The organism is Bacillus cereus, from assembly GCF_007678085.1.
Taxonomy (GTDB): domain Bacteria; phylum Bacillota; class Bacilli; order Bacillales; family Bacillaceae_G; genus Bacillus_A; species Bacillus_A cereus_BE.
In genome coordinates this window covers 646,984-672,242 of sequence record NZ_VEDW01000001.1, presented here as the reverse complement: position 1 = coordinate 672,242, position 25,259 = coordinate 646,984, and the positions used below count along the sequence as shown (strand labels likewise).

Genomic DNA, 25,259 nt, shown 5'->3' with positions numbered 1-25,259 from the left:
AAATGTTAAAATGAAAGAAAACTGTGAGAAACATTAAAATTTGATGAGAATTCCTTTATTGTTGTGATTACCCTTCGTCATCATCATCATCTTGATCATCATTGCCCTCTTCTTGATTATCGTCATCTTGTTGCTGTGATGACTCCTTTTGCTGAATAGCGTTATTTACCGATGTAGTTGATATAATTTCTCCTGTTATTGTATGTATTCTTACATCAACCGTTTCTGTTTGTTTTTTTATTATAATTTGATAGGTAGCCATACCATTTATATCAACTACACTTACCTTCTCGATAAATCCACCTGGTACTTTTTGTAGCGCCACTTCTTTTGCCTGCTCTTCTGTTATAACTTTTTGTATTTGTGAAGTACCAATAAAAGCGCCTGTATTTTCTTCAATTTCTACTATTACATTCTCATTTGTACTTTTCTCTATTTCTATTACATATATTTTTTTTTCGTTTTTTTGCTCAAGCCTAATTCCCTTTATATTCCCTGGCACTTGCTGCACTGCAATTTCTTTTGCCTGCTCTTCTGTAACTTTTTTCATCGGTTTCTCTAACAATTGAATTTTACCAGTAGTTTTTTCAATCTCAACTGCCTTACTTTGTTTATCATTTGTTTCTACCGTAATTACGAACACTTCTATCTCATTTCTTTTTTCTAATATAGTATGTTTAATTACACCTTGTACTTTCTGTAGCGCAATTTCTTCTGCTTTCTCTTTCGTTATTGTATTACTTTTTAATGATATTTCTTTTGCGCGTTTTATCTCTCCATTTTTGGCATCTACTATTATTTCATATAAGCCTTGCTCATTTGAAAGGTTTACTTTATAAAAATCTTGTTCCCCTTTATTTACCAATTTCATACTTTTAATTTTTCCAGGATACTGTTCAGATACAATACTTTGAATTTGCTTCTCAGATAATATTGTTTCTCCTTGCTTTGAAACAATACGTTGTGATACAAACGCTACACTTACAACCGCAAAGCAAACTAACAATGCAATTTTCCATTTCTTTTTCATTTTTAAAGCTCCTATCCCTTTATGAAAAATGAGGTAAATTTACTGTAACTTTCGTCCATTTTCCTTCTTCACTTTCAAGTTGTATATCTCCTTCATGAGCATCAATAATTTGTTTGGCAATCGATAAACCTAAACCGGTACCTCCCGTTTCCCTACTCCTCGCTTTATCAACTCGAAAGAAACGATCAAACACTTTCTGTATATCTTCCTTAGGTATGCCCATACCGTAATCTTGAATAGAAAAAAAGACTTTTTCTTTTTGTATTCCTACTATAATATCTATAGAATCTTTACTGTATTTCATTGCGTTATCCAATAAAACTACTAATACTTGTTTTATTTTTTGTTTGTCAATATTTACAACAATCTTTTCTTCCTCTGTTATAACACGAAAAGTCCGAGCATATGTTTTTTCTAACTGCTCAGCAGTCACCTGACATAATCGGACCAAATCTGATTCGTTAGTCTCCAAATTCCACTCAGCACTAGTGTTTGCAAGAAGCAGCATTTGATTCGTCATACCTTTCATTCTAACTGCCTCAGAATAAATCGCTTCTACAGATTCTTCCAAAACATCTTGTTTTTTCATTCCCCATCTTTTTAATAATTTCGCATAACTTTCAATAACAGTTAACGGTGTTCTCAATTCATGTGAAGCATCTGAAACGAACTGTTGCTGCTTTTCAAAGTTCTGATGTAATAAATCGATCATTTTATTAAATGTCGTTCCCATTTTGTACAATTCATCTTTTGATTTTTTCTCAAGCGGTATTTTTTTGAATATCCCTCTATCTTGTATATGCTCCATTGTTTGTATTAAAGAATTTACAGGTTTTAAAATGAGTTTACTTAACATTCTTCCCGCAAAAAAAGACGGAATTAAAACGAAAAGTGATGCAATAACTAATACATTTTTTAACATATTTAAATTCTCTTGCAAACTATCTAAACGTTCTGTCATTTCTAACGATACGATTTTCCCATCATTCCAAATGATTGGCATTTTTATATAAGCAAATTTCCCATCGTTCTTCTCATAAATCCCAGCTGATTCTTTTCTTTCAAATTTCGTATTTAATGCTGGAATTGGTTTTGTACTATCCACTTCTTGCCTAATCATTACCTTTGAATTTTCATTAATAATTCTAATCATACCGTTTGAAGGCAAGTATGGTTGCAATAGATTTATTGCATCTACTTTCTTTGCTGAATCCGCGTTCATTCCATCAATGATATGTATTCCCTCACGTTTCAATCGTTCTAACTCTCCGTTCGTAGTCACTTTATAAAACAAAAAATATATTGAACTATTAATAAGTAATAAAATAAGTAGTAACCATACTGTAGAGAATAAATATATTTTATTTTTAATTTTCATATATTACACCTTTAAGACATACCCAACACCTCTAACAGTGTGAATAAGTGGTACGTCCACATTACAATCTACTTTTTTACGCAAGTATCGAATATATACGTCAACAACATTTGTATCACCATAATAATCAAATCCCCAAACATTCGTTACAATTTGCTCACGGTTTAACACTTGATTTTCATGCTTCATTAAAAAGAGTAGTAAATCAAATTCACGTGGTGTTAAGTCGACTAGATTATTACCTCTTTTCACTTCTCTCGTTTTCTCATCTAAATATAGATCTGCAATTTGATAACTACTATTTTCCTCTTCTTTTACTACATTTGAAATTCTTAAACAAGCACGAATTCTCGCTAAAAGTTCTTCTATTTGAAAAGGCTTTGTGATATAGTCACTTGCTCCTTGATCTAAACCACTAACCTTGTCAACAACTGAGTCACGAGCAGTTAATAAAATAATAGGTATTACAACATTTTTCATACGTATTCTTCGAAGAACTTCTAACCCACTTATATTTGGAAGCATTACATCAAGTAATATTAAATCCCAGTTATCATTGCCGAACTTTTCCATTGCCTCTGTACCTGTTTTTGCAATTTCGCTTTCATACCCTTCAAACTCTAATTCCAACTGTACGACACGAGCAATTTTTTCTTCATCCTCGACGATTAAAATCCTTTCTCCCATAAAAGCCTCCTATAATATATATTTGCACCATTTTAGTATAACAAGTAATACTTTCCTTCAAAAGAAAAAATATCCAATATGTTTTATCCTTATTGAAAAAAATCAGGAATGAAATATATTCCTGATTTTTAAAGTGACAATCCAACCCATTGCCAATATGCATAGTAAAATATAACCATTACAAATATATAAATAACACTTAAATAACTACTTAACTTTAACAAATCTTGCGGCTGAAAAGTTTCTCTATCACTTTCTTGAAATAATAGTAATGCTTTAGAACTGACCGGAAAGGTTAAACAATAATTCATTCCAACAATACCTAAAAATAAGACAGATACTTCATTTAATTGCAGACTACTTGCAAAGTATAGTAATGGCGGAATAAAAATTACTGCTCTCATTGTGTGAGATGTAATATATAAATGTGATGTGACTGAAAGAATAACAATTACGAGTAACACGATAAAAATGGACTGCTTATTAATTAATTCAGTTACTAAAAATAACTTCTGCATAATCCATTGCGCTGCACCACTCTCCATTAATGATTTCCCTAATGCAATTGCTGCTCCAACAAATAAAATTAAATTCCACGAGACACCTTTTAAACTTTCTTTCCACTGCATCACACCGACTTTTGGTAAAGTTAATAAAAATACTCCGATTATCGTAACAGTTGCAATTTCCAAACCATGTAGCGACTCTGTTAACCAAAAAGCTACCATCGCTATTAAAATACTGATTGTATACTTCTCATTTCGCGATAATTCAAACTTAATTTTTTTCTGTTTCAGTTTTGTTTTTACTTCCTCTTTGTCTAAAAATAAAAATAATATTACGCGACAACTTATAAAGCTCATTATGACTCCAAATGGGAATCCCCATATTAACCACTCTACAAATGTAATGTTTTTATTATTAAATTCCTTTAACATATCTAGGGCGATTAAATGGGAGCCTGCCCCAATAATTGTAGAACTTGTTGATACTAAAATAACAGTAGGCATTAAAATTGCTAGTGCTTTCGTAATTCTTCTACTTCCAATTTCTTTACATATAGCTTGAAAAACAGGTAATACAACCGCTGCGCGTCCCGATGTAGATGGAATAAAAAAGGCAAGTATTTGAATAATCATTGTTAAAATCCAGCATAAGCCTGATATATTACGAGCACGATTTACAACAAAGTACGTCATTTTTTCAGCTAGACCGGTAACTTGAAGTGCTCTTCCTAAAATAAACGAACCAATCATAAGCCAAATGACATCCGAAGCTAGCGAATCAAATAAAAGATCTTGCTTTGCAGTTCCTGAAATAATTAGAAATAATACAGAACCGAGTGCAATATAGGCCGAATTTATCGTTGTTGTTGTCCATAATATAATTGCACAGCAAAATCCAAACAAACTCCATTTTGCTTCCATCGTTAATGACGATGGAAGCAAAAGAACCACTTCTACAATTAATATAAGTGCTACAGGCAGTACCCAGGATGACTTAATTTTCGGCGTATCATTGTTATTCGCATGTAATTCCACTACATTCTTTTCAATCATGATACGTATCCACTTTTATTCAAACGAGAAGCGATTTGATAACCGACTAAAACTGTACGCATCGTACTCTCTGTACAATCACGAAGCCATTTCTCCGCATTAGAAAATGCATTTTCTAATGAAGATGGCATTGGTAATATGCTTGTATATGCATCAATTCCGTAATCATAATTAATACGTGCACCTTTACCCACTGTCCCTACTAACGCTATTACTGGTAATCCATATTTTTTTGCATACTTAGCCACCTCAGCTGGAATTTTCCCACGTGGTGTTTGAAAATCTATACTTCCTTCCGCAGTAAATACAAGATCACACGCTTGCAATAGTTTATTTAAATCCATATACTTCATAATAATATCGTATCTCGGATGAAGCGTTGCCCCAATTAAAGCTTGCAGTCCAGCACCAAGACCGCCAGATGCACCACCTCCTGGTGTATGATGTACATCTATACCTATATCTTTTTTTATAATAGTAGCATAGCGCTCCAATGCTTTTTCTAGTTCTATTACTTGTGCTTCGTTAGCACCTTTTTGTGGCCCGAACACTCTAGCTACTCCCTGTTCGCCGCATAATTGATTAAACCAATTACAAGCAACGTCGATTTGAACATGCCTTAATCTAGAATCTACTTGTGACGTATCTATTTTTGAAACTTGTAATAAAGAGGTACCACCTTGAATTTGTATTTCCTTTTCATCTTCATTTAAAAACTTTACACCTAACGCTTCAGCCATACCAGCACCTCCATCAGACGTACCTGAATCACCACATCCTATTAATATACGATCTACTCCTTTATTTAAAGCTAATTCTATTAACTGTCCAACACCATGAGTAGTCGTTTTTCTAGGATCCCGTAAATCTCTCGGTACAAGGCGTAGCCCAGCCGCCGCAGCCATTTCAATAACAGCTGTACGCTCACCATTTCGCGTTTCAAAAACACCAAAATAAGATTGTATTTCATCTCCAACAGGTCCCGTTACTTGTACTTTATATATTTTTCCACCAGTAATATTTATAATTGCCTCTGTAAAACCTTCCCCACCGTCAACCATTGGTAAAGTCTCTACAGTAGCAAGTGGCATAACTTTTAAAATCCCTTCTTTCATTACATCAGCAGCTTCCTTCGCCCCTAAACTTTCTTTAAATCCTGATGGTACAACTAAAATACGCATGTAATATTTCTCCCTTCACCTTATATATCTTTCGTATCTACGGCTTATATTAAAGGTGAAAAAAGAGAGCACAATTAAGCTTACATTAAAATTTGGTGAGAAAGTGCTGAATTTTGCAAACTAAAAAATCCGTTACACTATGAAATAGCGCAACGGATACATTCCTTTACTCTTTATTCAATTTTATTTCTCTATTACGGGACACTACTTGTATGATTTCGCGTTTCTTGTACTCAACAAGCAATTGCTTTAAGTTTATATTTTGTAATTTTTGTAGTAACAGTATGACACCTTTTCTACATCATGACCAATACTATGTTAAAACTTACGAGTTTGTACAAGTTTGTTAGTTTCACATACAGTACATGTGTTTATATTTATCACCCGGTAAAATGTCATTTCGCCTAAGCTCGTACTTCGTTTTCTATTCTAGAATTGCACACAGTACTCCATGATGGTAAACCCTCATGGAGTACTTACTTTCAAATAACATATATTTTTTCTATCCACATCAAAAACAAATTCGTTTTCCTTCTCTTTTCTTGTCTATCCATATATAAAACTTTAACTATTCTTATATATAAAGTGAGGAATGTACTAATAAAACTTATAACTTCTATTACTCATAAACAATTAATCTTTTTATGATAAAAATGACCTGATTCAGCTTTAAGCTCAACAAGGTTATTTATCTATATTAAAACTCTTCTTCCCATGCTTCTTTTGTATCCAATAACCTTTGTGATAAAAACTCATAAAAATTCTTTGCTGAATCGTAGTCATCAAGTCCAACTTGTCTATCCCATGCTATTACTGTGCACTCATTGTTTTCCATATTACTAGTGTCTAAAAAATAAGCATATTCCCCAATGTCTTCAATAACTACTAAATTCTCATTCATTCCTAAATCCCTATAACTCTCTGTTTCAATAACAACAGAAGTAACAATGTGCATATTTGATTTCTGTAATATCTCATAAAAACGAACTCTTTTTTCTTCATTCTGTAAAACTACCACTAACTTCTCACCTAATGGAAAAATTTCTAGTAAACTCATTGCACTACACTCTTTATTTAAAATAACATTCGCCACCTTACTTAAAGTAAGATGGCAAATGTTAAATCCGTTATTTTTGAATATTGATAACTGGTACTTCATTTGTATTATTAGTTCTATTTACTAGATTTAGGTAGAAATGTGATACTGTAGTAGTATAATATGGCGTAATCCAAAGATATGGAAGATTTAGTGTGAATATTCCCACCAATGAACCTAAAATAAACCAACCAATGAAACTTAACCAAGTGATAAATAAATCTAACTTATGTCCTTTCATCATCATTTTACTTTTTTTAATTGCTTCACTTGCTGTACATTCTGGATCCTCTAACATAATGTAGTAAGCCATAGAATAAGAGAAAAATTTAATAATACCTGGAACAATGAACAAAAGACTCCATAAGCTAATAAATATTGTTTGTAAGATACCTAATTTCATAGCTCTAAATATATTATTTGAATTGAAACCAGCAAATAAATCACCTATTGTGGTAGATTCATTTTTCGCTAAACGTAATGTGATTGTATAATAGCCGTAACTCATAACACTCTGTACAACAATATAAAGAATAAAAATAATAGCCCATACAATAATTTGAGATAAAATCAATCCAAAATTAATTTGAGGTTCGCCATATGAATAATATACAAAGTTCTCAGGTCCTATAATATCTATAAACAAACCAAAAATTAGAAATACTACTATACCAATGATATACATACTTGCTACGGGAATGAGATAATTAAGAAACGTTGAACCTACCCCTAATCCCCATCGGCCTTTCAATGAGGCTAATGCTTCCCTTTTTAAATTGCTAATCATCTTTTTTCCACCTTTCAAATTCTGTATTATGCATAGTGTGGATTTAATGAATAATTAATGAGTTTAGTAAAATTCAAATTTCTACTAAACTCATTAATATTTACTCCTTATGCGAAATAATTTCGCCATCTTACGTAAAGTAAGATGGCGCATGTCAAATCCAATTATTTTTGAACGCTCATTGCTTTAATTTTTTCTACATTCTCTTTTGCTTGTTTCGTTATTTCTCCATTAATAGCATTTGCATATTTATCACGAGTTAAAAATTCAAAACATTTATACGCATTATTCGTATCAGTTGCAGACATATATCCTGCACCTTTATTAAACATTTTTAGAGCTACCGTATTCATCCACTCTTTTGCATCTGCTTCTGGATATCCTAGTTCCATAGAGTGGTAAGTTAATTCAATTGCTGAAGCTAAATCTTCAATCGTATCTTTATTCCCGCTTACCTTTGCAGCTTCAAATGTACTCAAATACTCAATTGCCGCTTTTACCCCATCTTTAATTCCTAATTCTTCAATACCTGGTGTTTTATATAAAATTTGATAGTTGTTTAACGCTGATTTATATTGCGTTTTTTCTAACTGTTTTGCTTCTTTAATTACAAGACCAGCTACATTAGAAAATCCTGTTTTGTCAACCACACCGCGTGAAGCTGCTTGACCATAATAATGTAAAGCATTATAAAGGCTCGTTTGTCCTTCTTTATTTGCTTCATCACCTGCTAATTGCACAAGTTGAATTCCCTCCATTTTTTTTGATGCATTATCAATCATATTCATACCACTAATTTGGCTAATCGTTTTATCAATATCTTTTAACTGTGCAAGTAATGTGTATGATGGTAATAAGTTTTTACCTACTTCACTTTGCCATCCTGTCGTTCCATTCATTTTATTCCATTCATTTTCTGTATCTGTCCATAATTTATTCGCATAATTAACCATTTCTTCTCTTGAACGTTCCAATGGGTGCTTTGTACGAATTGCATTTGCAATATTTAATACTGCTGTATAATATTCTCCATTATTTGCAGCATCGTTTGCTTTTCTTTCAAACATTAGCGGCATTAATAACTTATGAGATTCATCTTGAACGGATTTTTCTACTCTTGTCGTATTTGCTAATAAATTCGCTTTATTTATAGCATCTTCGACTTTGAAATTAGAATCTTTAATTTGTCCACGAAGTCCCTCTACAGCCGCACTAAATTGCTGTTCTAATTTTTCTTTTTGTTCTCCTGTTGCACCGTCAATATACTGATTTGCTAATAGTAAAGCATTTTCATATTGTGGATTCGCTGGATTTAAATATGTTTCTATTTGCTCGATTTCTTGACTAAATGGTTCAGATTTCACTTGTGCTTTTTGAGTACTTGAATCGATATTATTTGTTTTCTCGTTATTTTTGGTACCTTCAGTCTTAGCATCTTTTTGGTTTTTCTCAGTTGTTGTACTTGTTGCCTCATTTTCTTCTGTAACTGCTTTTCCTTCATTACTGCTAGTATTTTCTTTTACAGGGCTTGCTTTTTCTTGTGTCTCAGTTGCAGACTGCACTACTGTTGTTTGGATATTAAGGTTCTGTAATTCTTCTTGTAATAGCTTGTTGAAAATATCTTCTACACCTTGATTCGCTTTTTCTACTAATGTAGGATCTACACTTTCAAGTACTGATGTAACTAAATAAAATTTACTTAATGCTTGTTCTAAAGATGCTACATCCCCTGTATTTGACCACTCTCTTTTTTCTTCTATTGCTGTTTGATAAACTTTTTCTGCTACAGATTTAATATAATCTTTCTTATTTTCACTTAAATATCTTTGTAACTCTTCTTGTGTAGTAACCGATTCATTTAGTACATTCATTTGATTACGTAAATAGAATAGTGCTCTCTCATTTGAATATTCACCACTTGTAAGAATTTGTTCTACATTATCTAATGCTAGCTTATGTTCAGCTATCGATTTTGATTTTGATGGTGTATTCAATTGGCTAACGAGCGTCCAGTCTTCTTTTTTGCTATAGTAGTTCGTTAAATTATTTAATGCATTTTCATCCAGTTCTTTTTGACTCGTATAAAAATCATTAAAGAAAACAGATGAGTAGTATTTTCCATTTCCTGCGTACCACTCAACTAAAATATCACCTGTTTTTGGTGATACTGTAATTGTTGGGTGTGTTGGTTCTGGATCCGGTTTTGGTTTTGGTTCTGGCTTTGGTTCTGGATCCGGTTTTGGTTCTGGTTTTTCTGTTCCAGTTCCTCCTGTTTCAGTCCCTCCTGTTCCAGTTCCTCCTGTTTCAGTCCCTCCTGTTTCAGTCCCTCCTGTTCCAGTTCCTCCTGTTCCAGTTCCTCCTGTTTCAGTCCCTCCTGTTTCAGTCCCTCCTGTTCCAGTTCCTCCTGTTTCAGTCCCTCCTGTTCCAGTATTAGTTTTTGGCGGTTCTACAGTAGAGGTAGGTAATTGAGCATTATCATTATTTTTACTTGGCTCTGCCACAGGTCCAACCATATTAGTTGGTAAATCTAATTTTTGCGGAGTTGGTGCATCCGATAATTTAATTTGTGGATCTTTCTTTTCCACCGATACTTCATCTGGTTTATATGTTACTGGCGTAATTGGTGATTTATTATTTCCAATTAAGTCTGCTAAATTAATTGTTGGTTTTTCGCCGGGTTTTTCATCTTTTTTTGCAGGATCAGCGACTAAATTGGGGAACATAGACTGTAAATCGCCCCCTGTAATACGATCATCTTTTTTCTCTTCTGTATTACTTGCTAGTTTTACTTGTTCTTTTCCTGCTGTCTTAAAGCCTTTGTCATACACAAGATATCCTGATGTCCCTAGTAATGCTACTGACATTACTGATATAGCGACTTTTTTCCCTAAATTATTATTGTTTTCCTCCATGTCCTTTTCCCCTTTTCCTATCTTTATTGAATCCAACCGTTTGTTTTCATTTCTGTTAGTTTTTCTTGCGCAGCTTTCACTTCGGATTCATTTTCATTTGCTTGCACTGTTTTTCTTAAGAAACGACTTGCTTCCTCGTATTTTTTCTGTTTAATTTTAAACATCCCGAATGCAAAATTCACATGTGGATTTTCGTCGTTTTGTGAGTATGCTTCTGTGAAAAGCTTCTCTGCTTCATTTCCTTGTCCCACTTTATCGTATAAAATCCCTATATTTACAAGCGTATTTATGTCGCGTGTTCCACTGCTGACAACTCTATTGTAAGCTTCTAACGCTTGCTGATATGCAGCAGTACTCTTTGCACCATCTCGCGTTTCATAAAATTGACCCGCTTCGTAATACACAATTCCTAGTTGATTTAACAACTCAATATTTTTCATATCTTTTTGAATCGCTACATGTAAAATGTGAGATGCTTGTTGATAATTCATTTCTTTCTTTGCACTATCAATTAGATTTGTTTTATTCCAAAGCACATATAAATTTGAAAGTTCAATTGTATATATGGCATTCTTTGAATCTTGCATAATAGCTTCTTTAAAGAAAGATTCTGCTTTGTCTAACTGTACCGTTGCGGTTGATAATTGACCTTTTAAATAAGAAACAATTGCCTTATCCTCATTTGTCTTCGTGCTCATTTTGACAATAACATCTTCCGCTTTTTCAAATTCTTTCATTTTCATATGACTTACAGCTAAATCTCGCATCGCATCTTTTTTGTATGGTTCAATTCCTTTTGCATTATTCGCTAACGCTTGTTCAAAATTTTGCACTGCTTCTTGATATTTTCCAATTCGGAAATTCGCTGAAGCCAATAGATAAGCAGCTTCATTATTTTCTTTATCGATTTCTCTATCTTTTATTAGTTTTGTAATATAATCGATTGCAATTTTATTTTTTCCTTCAGCAACGTAAATCGTTGCTAATTGGAGATAAGCCTCGTCCTTACCCTTCACAGCAATTGCCTGTCCAACAGCTTCTTCAGCTTTTGTATATTTTTTATCATCATAAGCTTGTCGTGCTTGTTCCATAAACTTTTGATATTTAGCGTTTGTTGTGTAGAAATAAAACAACGTCGAACCACCTATAACAACCACTACAGTTGAACCAATAATCAAAATTCGCTTTTTATTCTTTTTCCACCATGTAGAAAAAGCCGATGGTTCGCTTTGTTCATGCGTTATTGTGAGTGGTTGATTTGATGCTTTTGCATTTAAAATTTCATCATCCACATCATATTCCATTTGTTTTTTCGTTTGTTTTCGGCTCTGTAGAATGCTATTTGGCACTGTAATTGTAGCTGCTACTTCTTGCTGCGACTGTGTTCCTTGCTCTTCTTTTATCTCTTCAATAATGCTTTCAATTTCCTGTTTTAACGCCTGGTCAATGTTTGGAAATTGTACGATTCGTGAATAGACGAAACAAGCAAATGCTGCATTGTTTTCTCGTTCCAATTCAGTAGCTAATTCCAAATAATGTTGTAGGACCATTTTATTATTTATTTCAGGCTCTTGACTCTCCATAGTTTGAATGATATATGCGAGTTCTTTTTGTAGAGCTTTTGATGGATTGAGTGAATTGAAAATTATTTTATACTCATTTAATGCCGCTTGTTTAAATCCTCTCTCTTCTAATAATCTTGCAATTTCCAAACATTTTGATACAAAAAGAGAGTGTTCTTCTGCTGACTGCCTTTCCGCATCAATTTTTATTCTTTCTCTCGCGCTATTAAATACATTGTACCACTGTGCAAAGCTTGGGCATTCTGCGAAAGATTTACTACTCCATGCCTGCTTAAATAATTTTGCAATTTCCCCGTTCCATTCATCATGTAATACTTCCTGAAGTAACGTATACCTTTCACATTCTGTCTGCATTTCTTCCGTTTTAAAGTAACTTGCATCCGTCCATTTTTTATTTCGAACTTCTTCACTACACCAACTTAATATTTCTCCCAATAAAATAGCACCAGCAAATCGATCGGCTTCTTTTTGCCATACTCCACTTTTTAAATACATCGGTGCGTAACCCGCTGAACCTGCTGGCAATAACGAAGGTCTTTTCGTTTTTGGGCCATACATTTGCTCAACATCAACAAGTTCGATATAGTGTTGACCTTTAATTGGATTTTCACTTAAGAAAGGTACAAGTATGTTGCTAGACGATAAATCATTATGAGCAACTTCATTTTCTTCCATCATTTTAAGTGTTGTAAGGAATGCTTCTGCAATAAAGAAACATTGTTCTTTTGATAACATTCGTTGCTCTTGTAAAATATCAGCCCAAGTTGGACCTTCAATCCAAGGCATTACAATACTGTTAGCAAGATCTTCAGATTTTTCGATAGCAGATATATGTTCTTCTTTAGTAACAATATAGCGTGAACATACTTTAAGACCCGCTAAGGAAGAAAGTGGTTTCAAAAATGCTAGTTGATGTTTTTCCTCGCGATAGCGTTCCTTAAAGACTTTTAATGCAATTCGTTCCATACCATTTTCATGTTGTAGTTGATAGACTGTTCCTTGTCTACCTTCTTGCCCATATGGCATTTCAATCCCAACTACTGCTGGATGTTTCTCAAACCGATAAACATCTTTATTAAGACTAAGTTCTTCTCCTACTTCCGGTCGGAATCCCATTTTATCCCCTTACTCTCATATGACAATTTTTCATACAAAAGACCAGGAACAATAGCTCCTGGTCTTTTGCAATTGTTCTATTCTTAGTATGTGTTATCTGTACTACGGAATTTCTCAGCAATACGTTTTAGGTCTCTCGAAATTCCTTCTAAAATAGGAATGTATTGTTGCATTTTTTGTTTAGAATTTTCAAATTCCCCTCTGAATTTTGCTTGTGTTGACCCAGCCCATTGTCCATCTAAGCTTTTAATATCGCCTTCAAGTCTATTAACTTGACTTTGTGCTTCCGCAGCTGCGTTATTAAAGTTATTAGAAATTCTTTCAAGGTCTTCTGGTCTGATTTTAATTTCTGTCATTTTATTAATTTCCCCTTTCAAATCATAAATGATACAACAATTAGATTATAAACTATATTCATACAATTTTAAAAGAGTTAAATTACAAAAAAATTCTATTTTATAGTAATTTAACCCTATTTTAATATTATTTCACTTTTAATTCAGACCATTTCACACTAATTTTGTCTGTCATCGTGCGAAGTAAATGTAATGGTGTATATGCACATTTTATTTTTATTGGCTTTCTACGTATGCAATATCCATCCCCACTTAATAATTCTTGATCGATTTCAGCATGTGGAAGTTTCATATTAAAGAAATATACATCGTTATTGTGGGTCGTTCCTAATAAATAACCTATACTTCTCTTTCTAATTTCTCCAAACCATTTTTCATGTGAAAAGCTATTTACACTAGATGTTGTAGCCGCCGTTAAAAAATGAACCCCTTTATTTTTACAATTTTGAACTATTAGTTCCATTTTATTTTTCGCCTCATAATCAGTTGATAATACCGTTAACATTTGATCAATATCATCAATTGCAATGATTATTTTCTTATATGGAAACTCCACTGTTATGTTTGGATCAATAGAAGGTACTACTGCTTCTCTATTATTTATTAGCTCTAACAATTCATCTAACATTTCTTTTAATTGCATATCATCTGTAACTCTCTTCTTCACATGAGGTAAATCTCCAAGAGCTAATATGCCAGTAGGTCTTTCACCAAGATCTACTAAGTATAGCTCAACCTTTTCTGGAGAGTATTGGTATGTAGTAGTGAAAAGAAGTGTTTGTAATAATGATGTTTTCCCGCCTTCTATTCTTCCACCAATAAATATATGATTCATTTCGTCCAATGAAAAATTTTGCAAACGGATATCGTCTGTTTCAACTCCTGCAGAAATTTGAGTTGGTTCTAATTGCTCAACTATATCTTCTACAAATATTTCTTTAGGAACCATTGGAATCTCTTTTGCTTTTTCACCATTCCATTCACTGCCCATTTTTTGAATAATCGTTTTTAATTGCTGTGAGTATTCTAATTCACTTTCACCTATAAACGGCAGTGCTGCTTGGAACAATTCAGGTGGTTGTCCTTTCATTAACCCACGGCCAGTAGGAACTTCAATTAACGGGAAATTCGGTCTACCAACTAAACTAGGATATTCAGCTCTATCTTGCAATTCAAATGTAATTGCCATCGGTATATTATTACGAACACGATCAAACATATCAATTGTTTGATTAAGTGAGAAATAGAAGTACACGCCATATGTGCTTGATTCGCGTAATAACATTTCTAATACTTCATTCTCTTTTTCGAATTCATTTTTAAATCTTATATAACCATCTACCATTACAACGATAGCAGGAATTTTCTTTCCAACCATTCGATTATACATAGAGAATGACTTTGCACCGATATTAGAAAAACTCTCTTTTCTATACGTGATTTCTTTCTTTAAAAATCCGAATAGACGTTTCATTTTTTCATTTTCGTCCTCTTGTACAACCCCGCCTACATGAGGTAAATCTCTAAAATCTAAGAACATACGACCAAAATCAATAATATAAAAATTCACTTCTTCTGGTGTATGAGATACTGCTAGAGACATAATAATTGTTTGTAACATCGTTGTTTTTCCTGTTCCTGGCATACCATAAATATTTAAGTGTCCTTCTTGTAAATCTAACTTCAGCGGAAATTGCGCTTGATTTGCAACATCATCAATTAATCCTACTGTTACTTGTAAATATTCTTTTGATTTATTCCACTCAGCAATTGTCCAATCTTCCATAGCATAAAATTCTTTTAACAATAATTTTTCTGGTAATGGATCCAGCCAAGGTCCTGGTAATGCTTTAATATTTTCTTTTTCTGATACGCTCTGTACATATTGAATAAAAGCTTGTAGTTGTTTTGGACTATTTGTCATTGGTTTTGGACGCTTTTTCACTTTTATTCTTTCACCCGAGAGCTTAACTTCTGTAAAATCAACTATATCAAGAACTTTCTCTTCATCTGGATTATACGGTGCTCCGCTCCATGCTGATTGGAATAATTCCAATACTTCATTGCTACCAACTTGGAGATACCCTCGTCCTGGTACATTGATTTTTGATGCATCTGGAATCTTTAACATTTCACGACTATCCGCATCATCTTGTACACGTAAACAAATTCGGAAACGCGAGTTACTCCAAATCTTGTCATTTACAACCCCTGAAGGTTTTTGAGTTGCTAATAATAAGTGAACTCCTAACGTCCTTCCTATTGCAGCGACACTAATTAGCTCGTCCATAAATTCTGGTTGTTCCTTTTTCATTTGAGCAAACTCATCAATAACAATAAATAAATGTGGTAAAGGTTCTTTTTCGCGCCAGCTTGTTTCATAATATTCATCTAAATGCTGGACATTTCCAGCCTGAATGAATAATTTTTGTCTACGCTCTAATTCTGCCTTTAATGAAATTCTGGCACGCTCAATTAAGTTTGGATCTTCTAAGTTCGTAATAGATGCAATAATATGCGGTAATCCCGCAAATGTGTTTGACATTCCACCACCTTTATAGTCGATAAGCATAAATGCCATCTCATGAGGATGATAGGTTGCCGCTAACGCCGCTATTATAGACTGAATTACTTCACTTTTTCCTGATCCAGTTGTACCAGCCATTAGACCGTGCGGACCATGCCCTTTTTTCTCTATTTTATCGTGAATATTTAGAAAAACAGGTTTACTTCCTTCTCTTACACCAATTGGAACCGGCAATGAAGTCGGGTATCGATTTTCTTTCCATCTCTCTAGCACTTGTAATTCTTCCATGTTTTTAGCTTGAAACAAGTCCAAAAATGTTAATACTTTCGGAATGTTGGCTGCTGTTGAACTTTTCATTCGAATTGGAGCAATACTTCGCGCTCCTAATTCACAGCGTTCGAATGAAAGTCGATCTACTTTAAAACTAGCACGCGTTGTTCCACTATTCTCAGCTGAACTTGAAAACGTTTCTACTAATTCACCATTTTCTCCATTTAAGCTTATTACAAGATCACATTCCATCGGTAAACGTTCCCTCTGTTCCGCAAAAATAAATGTAGAAGCTCCTACACTTTCCCCTTCTCTAAGTAGCATTGGTATTAAAGGGTCATCCTCTAATAATTCTCTCGCTGATAAGAAAAAGACATACATCGGAATTAAAGGAACTTTGGCATCCGCTTGCGCAGAGGAATTATAGATTCTACGCATGTTAAGTGGGGTAAATAATACTTCAGCTAGTTTCTGTGCATCTTGTTGATTTTCAGATAAAAAGCGCATACTTCTCTGTTCATCCCATACATGAGGAAGCCACCTCATCCAATCCCACTGCTTTTTCTCTTTCTCATGATAAAATGCTGCTATTTTCACTTCATTTGGTGCATGATGCGTCATAATTTGCGTCGTTACAATTCGAATAAAGTTTAGTCTATCTTCTTTATTTCCAACTACACCAATTACATCGTTTTTTTTCAAAGAAATAGATATGTGTCCATTTGGTATCGTATTGAAATCCCTTTTCACATTTTGTGCTTCTGTAACTAATGGATTTTCTTCATAACCTTTCTGCTCAGGCACCTTCAATTCTACAAGGAATGGTCTTTCTCCAGTTCCAATACGAATATCTAAAAAGTCCGGACTTTCAGGTGTACGCTCCCATAAATTACTTTCCCGATTTTCAATTCTTTGTACACTTTTTAATGGGCTTGGATTTTGTGTAATTAAATATTTTGCTTGTTCAACCTTTAACGTATCTAATTCCACTCGATGCTTTTGAATTTGCTCTAAGTATCTTGTTTGTAATTGTTCAACCATTTGACGATGTTCTTTCTTTTTACGGAAATATCCCATTGTTGTAAATAGATATGACCCCAACATCGGAATACTTGAAACCATCATTAATGGCATATAACTTGCATTCATCTTCATAAATTTCATCATTACAAAATATAATACCAATGTTAAAACCGTCATCATTGCAGGCAGTAACATTGTTTCAATTGAAAACTTCGGCTCCTCCGGTATATTCGGTGGATCATGAATAATAACATCCCCTGTCGGTATATCTACTTTCACACGCGGAGAGCGTTGAAAATACGGTGATTTTTGCACAAAACATTTCTCCTTCCCCATCCAAAAACTATTACTCAATGATTTTCCATACATAATCTTCTTCACTAGAAGACATATCTTGTTTAACAGGTTCATTATAAACTTCTTCTGCTGGCATCATTTCAAAAGAAGGGATAATTGCTCCTTTTTTATGTAGCATTACATATTGTCCATCCCATACATCATTATCGCGCAACGTTTCATCATTTCGAATAGAATGCCACTCCTCTTTATCTTTTGCCACTCTAATTTCATAGATCCCGCTTAATGCTTCATCTATTTTTTCATGATGTAAAATCGATTCAATAATTTGCACCACTTTTACGTCATTTGGAATTGCAATATCTATTTCTTCATTTGACTGTTTTATGTATGTAACAATAATCTCTTCCACATTTATTCACCTTTTTTCCATCATGTTTGTTACCAAGAAATATCTAAAAATGAAATATCATCGCTTGTCGGAGAGTTCTGTGCCCTCTCAATTTCTTTTAACACTTCCTCAAAGTTATACTGCTTAAGCGGCACAAGTCCGTCTGAGTGAATAACTATCCGATTAGCTTCTTGCCTGGATAATGTCTTTGAAAAAACCGCCAATTCCCCACCAATAATGCCCCGCTGCGTAGACCATCTTTTCTCTATATTTCTCTCAAACTTCATTACATTCAAACAATTCTCTTTATCTTGAAACAATTGTACAAATGAATCGCCATGTGTAACTATCGCTATTTGTACTTTATCTTCATTTGGAATCAGCTCTATTTTCCCACCGATAAACATCGCTTCACTACCTTGTTTTCGCTTTTCTTCTAATACATCGCGAAGTAACCACGGTGTTTCTTCTGGCAATCGAAATGCACTCACTTCCTCTGAAGCTTCTTCTATCCAATTTTTTAACTGTTCATTTAATAATGTAGCAATATCCAGTCCACTTTCTTGACATGTTTCAAACAAGTTTACTAACTTCATACCAAGAAATTTTGCAGCAATTTCACCATGAAAAGATAGCCCTACACCATCACATAACGCAAATACGAAACTAGTTCCATTATCTAGAAATACTAGAAAGTCTTGTCCACTCTCGTTTAAATCCTGCGTTTCTTTTGCTCTTACATAGCTATATCGATAAGTAAAATGTTTAGTTTCCTTGTCTTGCAATACCGTTTCTTTCTCTTGAGATAGAATATATTTCATCATACTTCTCTCTCCTATCGAACCGGCGTTGCAGCAGACATTTGAAATCCAAGTGATACTAAGTCCGCATTTGTCCCAGGAAACATCATCACAGCACCATCTGCAATATGAAACCCATGTTCCGTCATCATCTCACGATAGCTTTGAGGGATAGGCGATGAAAGTCTTTGCAACTTTGCACCATATTCATCTGTAATCTCTGTATTTGGCATAATTCCTTCCCACTTCTTTATATTAGAAATTTGGTCTTGCATAATTTCATCTGAAATAAAAATATTTTCAATTATTACGTTTCCATCAGGTACAGACATATTCATAATTCTTCGTACAATTGATTCTGGATCTTCACCAGTTGATGCCCCATCTGTCATATGACAAACAACAGGAGCTGGCCCGTCTTGTAAATTTGGTAGTTCCTTTTGCAATAACTTCTCCACTACAGAGAAAGCTTTCGCTGTATCAGTTAAACGATGCGTTTGGATTTTTTCTAGTGGGCGAAGTCTTGCTACCTCATCTATTGTTTTCACACCACCCAATAAATCAAAAACATGATCGCTATAGGCTAAAATAGATAACTTATATCTCGGAAGCAAGCGACTACCTTTTGTTGAACGAAATACCATTTGGCGAATCGCTAAAGAAAGAGCATCCGTTACAATATCAATTCTTCTTTTTTCTTCTCCGCCTGCATCCATCATTTGGTTCATTGATGCGCTTACATCAAGAAGATAAATTATATAAGCTGGTGTTTGTTGTGTTGCTTGAGTTTGATATAACATGTTTCATACCCTTCCATACTTTATTATATGAACTTTTTTTATATTCATATTTCATTATAACTTATGAATTTTCTTTTTCTCAATTCATTATAAAATGTTCTTAATATAATTTACATATTTTCACACAAAAAATTATTCCTTTTAACATGTGTTGAAAGGAATAAACCCCTTCTATACTATAGAAGGGGTTTATTATTACGGTATAAGACGCGTACAATCTCTCGGAAAAGCACTCGCCTCTCGTACATTTGTTAATTCTAATAGTTTGTATACAACTCTCTCTAATCCAATTCCAAAACCACCGTGCGGGGGACAACCGTATCGGAATGTATTTAAATAAGATTGAAATTTATCTGGATGTAATCCTTTTTCTTTAAAAGAAGCGTGTAACATTTCATAATCATGAATTCGCTGCGCCCCTGAAGTTATTTCTAGTCCTTTATATAGTAAGTCGAACGAATCAGTAATAGATGGATTCTCATTATTCGGCATCGTATACATCGGCCTAGCTTCTTTCGGATAATGTGTAATGAAAACAAACTCACTCTTATATGTTTCCTTCACATATTTCCCTAATAGCTTCTCACCTTCTGTATCTAAATCTCCAATTGGCGATTCTTTTCGGTACTTACTTTTCAAAATTTCTTGCGCTTGTAACAATGTAATTTTCGGTATTTCTGTAATAACAGGTACTTCTATTTGTAATAGTTGTAGTTCTTTTTCACAGGTTTTTGCTACTTGTTGAAACATATATCGTAAAACATCCGCTTCTAATTGCATCACTTCATAAAAATCATGAATAAATCCAAGTTCTACGTCTAACGATATATATTCATTCAAATGACGGGAAGAATTATGATGTTCTGCTCTATAAACAGGTGCAACTTCAAAAACACGTTCTAACCCTCCAGCTACCATCATCTGTTTATAAAACTGTGGTGATTGTGCTAAATAAGCTTCTTTTTGAAAGTATGGAAGTTTAAAAACATTCGCTCCTCCTTCTGCCCCTTGTGAAACAATTTTCGGAGTAAATATATGCGTGAAATCGTTCTCTATAAGAAATTCACTAAAGCTCTGAACGAGTGTAGATTTCACTTTAAATATCGCCGCAGTTCTCTCATGCCTTAATGATAATACCCTTTCATTCAGTAGTTGATCCAAGCCAACTTGCAATTTCTTTTTATTTATTTCAAATGGAAGTGGTTCTGCGCCATTTAATATTTTCACTTCGTGAGCAAGCACTTCAACCCCTAATTCTGTTTTTGACGTCTCAACTATTTCACCAATTACGTGGACAACACTTTCTACATCGACTTTGAATCCAGCTAACTCGTTTTCTAATACACATTGAATTACTCCTGTTCTGTCCCGTAATAATAAAAAACTAACATTACCTAGATGACGAATCTTTTTTACCCATCCTTGAAGTAATACAACCTTTCCACTTTGCTCCGTACATTCTTTTGTGAGTGAACGCTTCATTATTGAATCCATTATTTTTCCCTCCATTAATTTTTTGTTTATTTACGTTATTGTTGTTGTCATCGTCATCATCCACGGTCACTCACCTCCCTTCAAAGAATACAAAAATCCGCCCCTATAAATAGGGACGGATTTTTCCGCGGTACCACCCAAATTGTCATAATGACCATCTTAGCCCTGATAACGGTAGGTACCGTTTGCTTTTACTAATTATCACGTTCAAAGCAACACTCACAGGTGTCTTTCCATCATGCGGTATCGCAATCTTCTCAGCAACCGATTGCTCTCTGTAGACCTTTGCATCATGTACTTTTCCTAATCATCACTTTTTATATTTACAGAGTATTCTATCTCTTCATTTTATTAAATGCAAGCCTTTTTAAATATATTTTCATTTTTCATATCCAATTTTGTACGATTTCCTCTAAAGCCATTCCGCGTGAGCCTTTCAATAGTACGACATCCTTTTTCGTTATTACTTTTAATACTTCCTCTGCTATTTTTACTTTATTATTAAATGACTGTACTTTTCCTGTTTCAAAGTTCTTTCTTGCTTCTTCCGCTACAATTTCAGCTAACTCTCCATAGGTAAATACATATTGAATGCTCTCTTGATTTAACATTTTGCCAATTTCTCTATGATATGTTTCAGCTTCCTTCCCTAACTCCAACATATCCCCAATTACTATCATTTTTTTGTTATAGACTTTTAATTTCTGTAACGTTTCAATTGCAGCCTTCATTGAAGAGGGACTTGCATTCCATGCATCGTTAATAATCGTAAAACCTGTTTTAGCAGTTAAAAATTGAAAGCGCATATGAGTAATATTTACTTGACGCAATGCTTCCTGTATTTTTTCTGCAGTGACATTATAATATTGACCTACAGCGATTCCGACGATCGTATTTAATATATTATGCTTTCCATGTAAGGGGACATCGTACTGTATATTTGAATCATTTATTTTAAAATGAACACCATATTCATCTAATTGCACGTTTGTTGGAAACAAATCATTTGTATACGTTTCACCAAATGCCTTACAATTTACACTCAATAGATTCTTATTTTTCAAAAGCAATGGTTCATCACCATTATACAAACATAATCCTTCATCTTTTAATCCATCAATAATTTCTAATTTAGCCTTCGCAATTTCTTCTTTTGATCCAAGCGTTTCTAAGTGAGATTGGCCGATCATTGTAATGATTGCTACATCTGGCTGTGCTATTTTTGATAAGTTTCGAATTTGTCCTTTTTCACTCATCCCCATTTCAAGTATTAAAAACTCTGTATCTCGTTTCATTTCTAAAATCGTTAACGGCAAACCGATTTGACTATTAAAATTGCCCTTTGTTTTATGCACACGATAAGTTGTATTTAAAATTGTGTTTATTATATCTTTTACCGTTGTCTTGCCATTACTACCAGTGATTCCGATTACTTTTACATTTAGCTCTTTTCGATAAAATTGTGCCAATTGTTGCAAAGCAAGCAAAGTGTCATCTACAAATATAATTGCTACCCCTTTTGGCGGAGTACCGTAAGACTTTTTCCATAAGGAAGCGACAGCTCCATTATCCATTGCTTCTTTCACATAATCATGTCCATCTTTCACTCTAATAATTGGGACAAACAAATTCCCTTTCTTAATTTTCTTGGAGTCAATGCAGATACCCTGTATCTCTATATTGTGAAACGATTCTCTTAATCCTTCTCCATCTACTACCTCTTCAAGTTTTTTCAAATTCATTTGAATCAAATTATCACCTTTTTTCCATTTTATTACATAAAAATTGTGTTTTTTACGCATATTAACTAACAAATTTAAAGCGAGGTGTGTAAATGAAAAAAACAATAAGTTTCTTCCTCCTTTTGTTATGCCTAATCGTAGTAAATGAAACGTACGCCTATTCACCAAAATCTTTACCGATCTCCCAAAACTCTGATCAATGGCAAGTGAATCTTGATGAACCAAAAAAAATAAGCAAAAAGATGCTTCAAACTAAAAAAGATGAATTTCAAACATATCAATTTTCAATAAAAAATGTCGGAAACAGTGAAGTATATAACGTACAAGTCGAAGTATTCCGCAACGAGCCAAAAACGAAAACGAAATATGAACTTTTCTCACGAAAGGAAAGTCGCTTAGCAAGTGGAAAAACTGGATTTAAACATGCTAATTTTCCAGTTGCTACAAAAGCAGATGAAGTTGATGTAATCATTACTTGGCAAGAACACCCTTTCCGCTCCATGAGAAACGGTCAAAAAGTTGAGTCTAGAAAATTTAAAGAGCATTTTGTTTTTAAAGACGAAAAAAATAACTAGAATGCTGATAAATTCACATTATCATTCATTTAGCTAGCTTTACTAGTACCAGTTCTTAAGCAAATTAAAAAGTCGTGGCTTATAAATGCCACGACTTTTTATATTAATTCGTACTAATTCCTCTCGCTGCCCAAATACGATCGATATCAGCCGCATGTTGTCCGCCATATAAAAGAGCATCCGCTTGCTTAATTGCTTTTGCTCCATCACTGAATTTAGAGTTTGGTGTTAATGACCAGTGCGATTGTAAAATAATTTTTGTTGCAACATCACGGCCAAAAGCTTGTGCCATCTCATATTGTCCTTGTGCCCAAATTTCCCCATCATCATGTACCTCATTTGTAATATCTTTCGGATACACTTTATTCGTATCTAATCGGCGTAAGCACGTTGGATCTGAACTAGAATAAGCCGCCGCATCCCACTCTCCAACACATGCTTTTCCGTACCCTGTAGTCGATACAGCATCTTCATACGTAGCACCTAAGAAGTCACCAAATCCTTCTCCCATCGCTCCACCTTCTGCTGAACTACCAAAACCAGGCACTTGGTTATCTTGAATCGAATGCCCGTATTCATGTGCGATAATACCAGCATCTTCTGCATCATCTACTCCGCCAGTACCAAAAGTTAAAGCTTTCGTTGTCGGAGAATAAAATGAGTTGTCCGCTGTCGTTCCATTCACATTCACTTTAATAGAGCGATTATTAATATTTTTAAAACCTAACCCTTGAATGTAACGCTGTAATGTATCGATATGATAATACGACATAACATCTTCAAAGCTATCATTTGCGCGTGTATAGTTAAATTGTAAATTTGCAGATTTCGTTTTTGCTTTTGAAGAAATCGTTACATACTCTCCAATTAAAAATCCTGTTCCATCTAAACCTTTTAACGTAACAGTTTTCAATTGATTCGTTAACGCTGTTGAATCTGCATCGTTATTATCTTTTAAGCCTACTTTACTACCGCTAGATACGACTGGGTTAGGTAAAAATACTTTTCCTGTCCCTTCAGCTTTTCGATTTATATCAACCTTTTTAATTAGCTTTCCATTTTCGGCATCAATAAATGTTTCCCATGCACCAAATGGATTATTAGAATGGACTACCACTTTATATACTGGACGAGCAATTCCCTCTTCCACAATATATCCAAATTCTTTCTCTGTAGGAGCCCATAAGTTTTGCTCACTTGCTTCTCCTACATACGCCATTGATTTTTGTATTGCATCTTTTTCACTAATTTTTGTCGTTACTTCTTTCACACCTTTAACGGATTGATAATCAGAAACAGCAAGAACGCCTTTTCCCTCTCCGTTAAGAGTAACTGTAATTTGTTTTGAAAATACAGGCACACCATTAACAACTTGTTGGAACCTAACATATGAAGCTACTGACGTTTCTGTTGTAGAAATATATTGCAAGTCTGAGAGATCTGTTTTTAATCCATACTGCGCAGCATTTTCTTTTAAATATTCAGTTGCTTTTTTCTGTGGCGAATAAGCTTCTAGCTTTACTTGCTGCTGTTTTTCCAATGCCGAAACCGTAGAAATCGTCCCCATTACTAACGGCACAGTCATTGCCATTGCCACCATTTTTTTATTAAACATAGAACCACTCCCCCTAATAAAGTAGCTCAACCTTATCCCA

The 25,259-nt window shown here is 34.0% G+C and carries 18 protein-coding genes and 1 other annotated feature; of the genes, 1 reads left to right on the top strand and 17 read right to left on the bottom strand.

Annotation, left to right across the window (positions count from 1 at the left end; translation table 11 throughout):
- Positions 1-67 precede the first annotated feature (67 nt).
- The 16 genes from FS742_RS03350 to FS742_RS03270 all read right to left on the bottom strand — a co-directional run bounded on the left by FS742_RS03350 (position 68) and on the right by FS742_RS03270 (position 23,029).
- The gene (locus FS742_RS03350; RefSeq protein WP_144611195.1) at positions 68-1,030 is read right to left on the bottom strand and encodes a PepSY domain-containing protein; all 963 of its coding nucleotides are present in this window, start codon (positions 1,028-1,030) and stop codon (positions 68-70) included.
- A 19-nt stretch (positions 1,031-1,049) separates the two neighbouring features.
- Positions 1,050-2,408 carry a sensor histidine kinase gene (locus FS742_RS03345; protein ID WP_144611194.1) on the bottom strand — a complete coding sequence of 453 codons (1,359 nt, stop codon included), beginning with the start codon at positions 2,406-2,408 and terminating at the stop codon, positions 1,050-1,052.
- A 3-nt stretch (positions 2,409-2,411) separates the two neighbouring features.
- Positions 2,412-3,095 (bottom strand): response regulator transcription factor, encoded by a 684-nt coding sequence (locus FS742_RS03340; protein ID WP_144611193.1) that lies wholly within the window; start codon positions 3,093-3,095, stop codon positions 2,412-2,414.
- A gap of 128 nt (positions 3,096-3,223) precedes the next feature.
- Complete coding sequence (locus FS742_RS03335; RefSeq protein WP_144611192.1) at positions 3,224-4,654, bottom strand: SLC13 family permease; 1,431 nt, start codon at positions 4,652-4,654, stop codon at positions 3,224-3,226.
- Positions 4,651-5,835 carry a glycerate kinase family protein gene (locus FS742_RS03330; RefSeq protein ID WP_144611191.1) on the bottom strand — a complete coding sequence of 395 codons (1,185 nt, stop codon included), beginning with the start codon at positions 5,833-5,835 and terminating at the stop codon, positions 4,651-4,653. Before FS742_RS03330 ends, FS742_RS03335 begins: the two co-directional genes overlap by 4 nt.
- A gap of 697 nt (positions 5,836-6,532) precedes the next feature.
- A complete protein-coding gene (locus FS742_RS03325; protein ID WP_144611190.1) occupies positions 6,533-6,892 on the bottom strand; it encodes an SMI1/KNR4 family protein in 360 nt (119 codons plus the stop codon).
- 70 nt (positions 6,893-6,962) lie between these two features.
- Positions 6,963-7,718 carry a DUF975 family protein gene (locus FS742_RS03320; protein WP_098239620.1) on the bottom strand — a complete coding sequence of 252 codons (756 nt, stop codon included), beginning with the start codon at positions 7,716-7,718 and terminating at the stop codon, positions 6,963-6,965.
- Between the two features lie 164 nt (positions 7,719-7,882).
- Positions 7,883-10,630, bottom strand: coding sequence for a hypothetical protein (locus FS742_RS03315; protein ID WP_186327136.1), 2,748 nt, complete (start codon positions 10,628-10,630; stop codon positions 7,883-7,885).
- Between the two features lie 23 nt (positions 10,631-10,653).
- A complete protein-coding gene (locus FS742_RS03305) occupies positions 10,654-13,329 on the bottom strand; it encodes a tetratricopeptide repeat protein (RefSeq protein ID WP_144611189.1) in 2,676 nt (891 codons plus the stop codon).
- A gap of 83 nt (positions 13,330-13,412) precedes the next feature.
- A complete protein-coding gene (locus tag FS742_RS03300; protein WP_000136048.1) occupies positions 13,413-13,685 on the bottom strand; it encodes a WXG100 family type VII secretion target in 273 nt (90 codons plus the stop codon).
- A 127-nt stretch (positions 13,686-13,812) separates the two neighbouring features.
- Positions 13,813-17,820 carry a type VII secretion protein EssC gene (gene essC, locus FS742_RS03295; protein ID WP_144611188.1) on the bottom strand — a complete coding sequence of 1,336 codons (4,008 nt, stop codon included), beginning with the start codon at positions 17,818-17,820 and terminating at the stop codon, positions 13,813-13,815.
- A gap of 31 nt (positions 17,821-17,851) precedes the next feature.
- A complete protein-coding gene (locus tag FS742_RS03290) occupies positions 17,852-18,214 on the bottom strand; it encodes an EsaB/YukD family protein (RefSeq protein WP_144611187.1) in 363 nt (120 codons plus the stop codon).
- Positions 18,215-18,243: 29 nt separating this feature from the next.
- Positions 18,244-19,017: a hypothetical protein gene (locus tag FS742_RS03285; protein ID WP_144611186.1), complete on the bottom strand. Its 774-nt coding sequence runs from the start codon at positions 19,015-19,017 to the stop codon at positions 18,244-18,246.
- Positions 19,018-19,028: 11 nt separating this feature from the next.
- Positions 19,029-19,793, bottom strand: coding sequence for a vWA domain-containing protein (locus FS742_RS03280; RefSeq protein ID WP_144611185.1), 765 nt, complete (start codon positions 19,791-19,793; stop codon positions 19,029-19,031).
- A gap of 195 nt (positions 19,794-19,988) precedes the next feature.
- The gene (gene aspS, locus FS742_RS03275; protein WP_144611184.1) at positions 19,989-21,287 is read right to left on the bottom strand and encodes an aspartate--tRNA(Asn) ligase; all 1,299 of its coding nucleotides are present in this window, start codon (positions 21,285-21,287) and stop codon (positions 19,989-19,991) included.
- A gap of 108 nt (positions 21,288-21,395) precedes the next feature.
- Positions 21,396-21,607 (bottom strand) — a binding site (T-box leader).
- Positions 21,608-21,673: 66 nt separating this feature from the next.
- Complete coding sequence (locus FS742_RS03270) at positions 21,674-23,029, bottom strand: UDP-N-acetylmuramoyl-tripeptide--D-alanyl-D-alanine ligase (protein WP_260869609.1); 1,356 nt, start codon at positions 23,027-23,029, stop codon at positions 21,674-21,676.
- Between the two features lie 92 nt (positions 23,030-23,121).
- Between FS742_RS03270 and FS742_RS03265 the strand changes: the two genes are divergently transcribed.
- Positions 23,122-23,604 (top strand): hypothetical protein, encoded by a 483-nt coding sequence (locus FS742_RS03265; RefSeq protein ID WP_144611183.1) that lies wholly within the window; start codon positions 23,122-23,124, stop codon positions 23,602-23,604.
- A gap of 103 nt (positions 23,605-23,707) precedes the next feature.
- Here the strand turns inward: FS742_RS03265 and FS742_RS03260 are convergent, their stop codons facing one another.
- Entirely contained in the window at positions 23,708-25,219 is a 1,512-nt protein-coding gene (locus tag FS742_RS03260; RefSeq protein ID WP_144611182.1) for a M36 family metallopeptidase, read from the bottom strand.
- Positions 25,220-25,259: the final 40 nt, after the last annotated feature.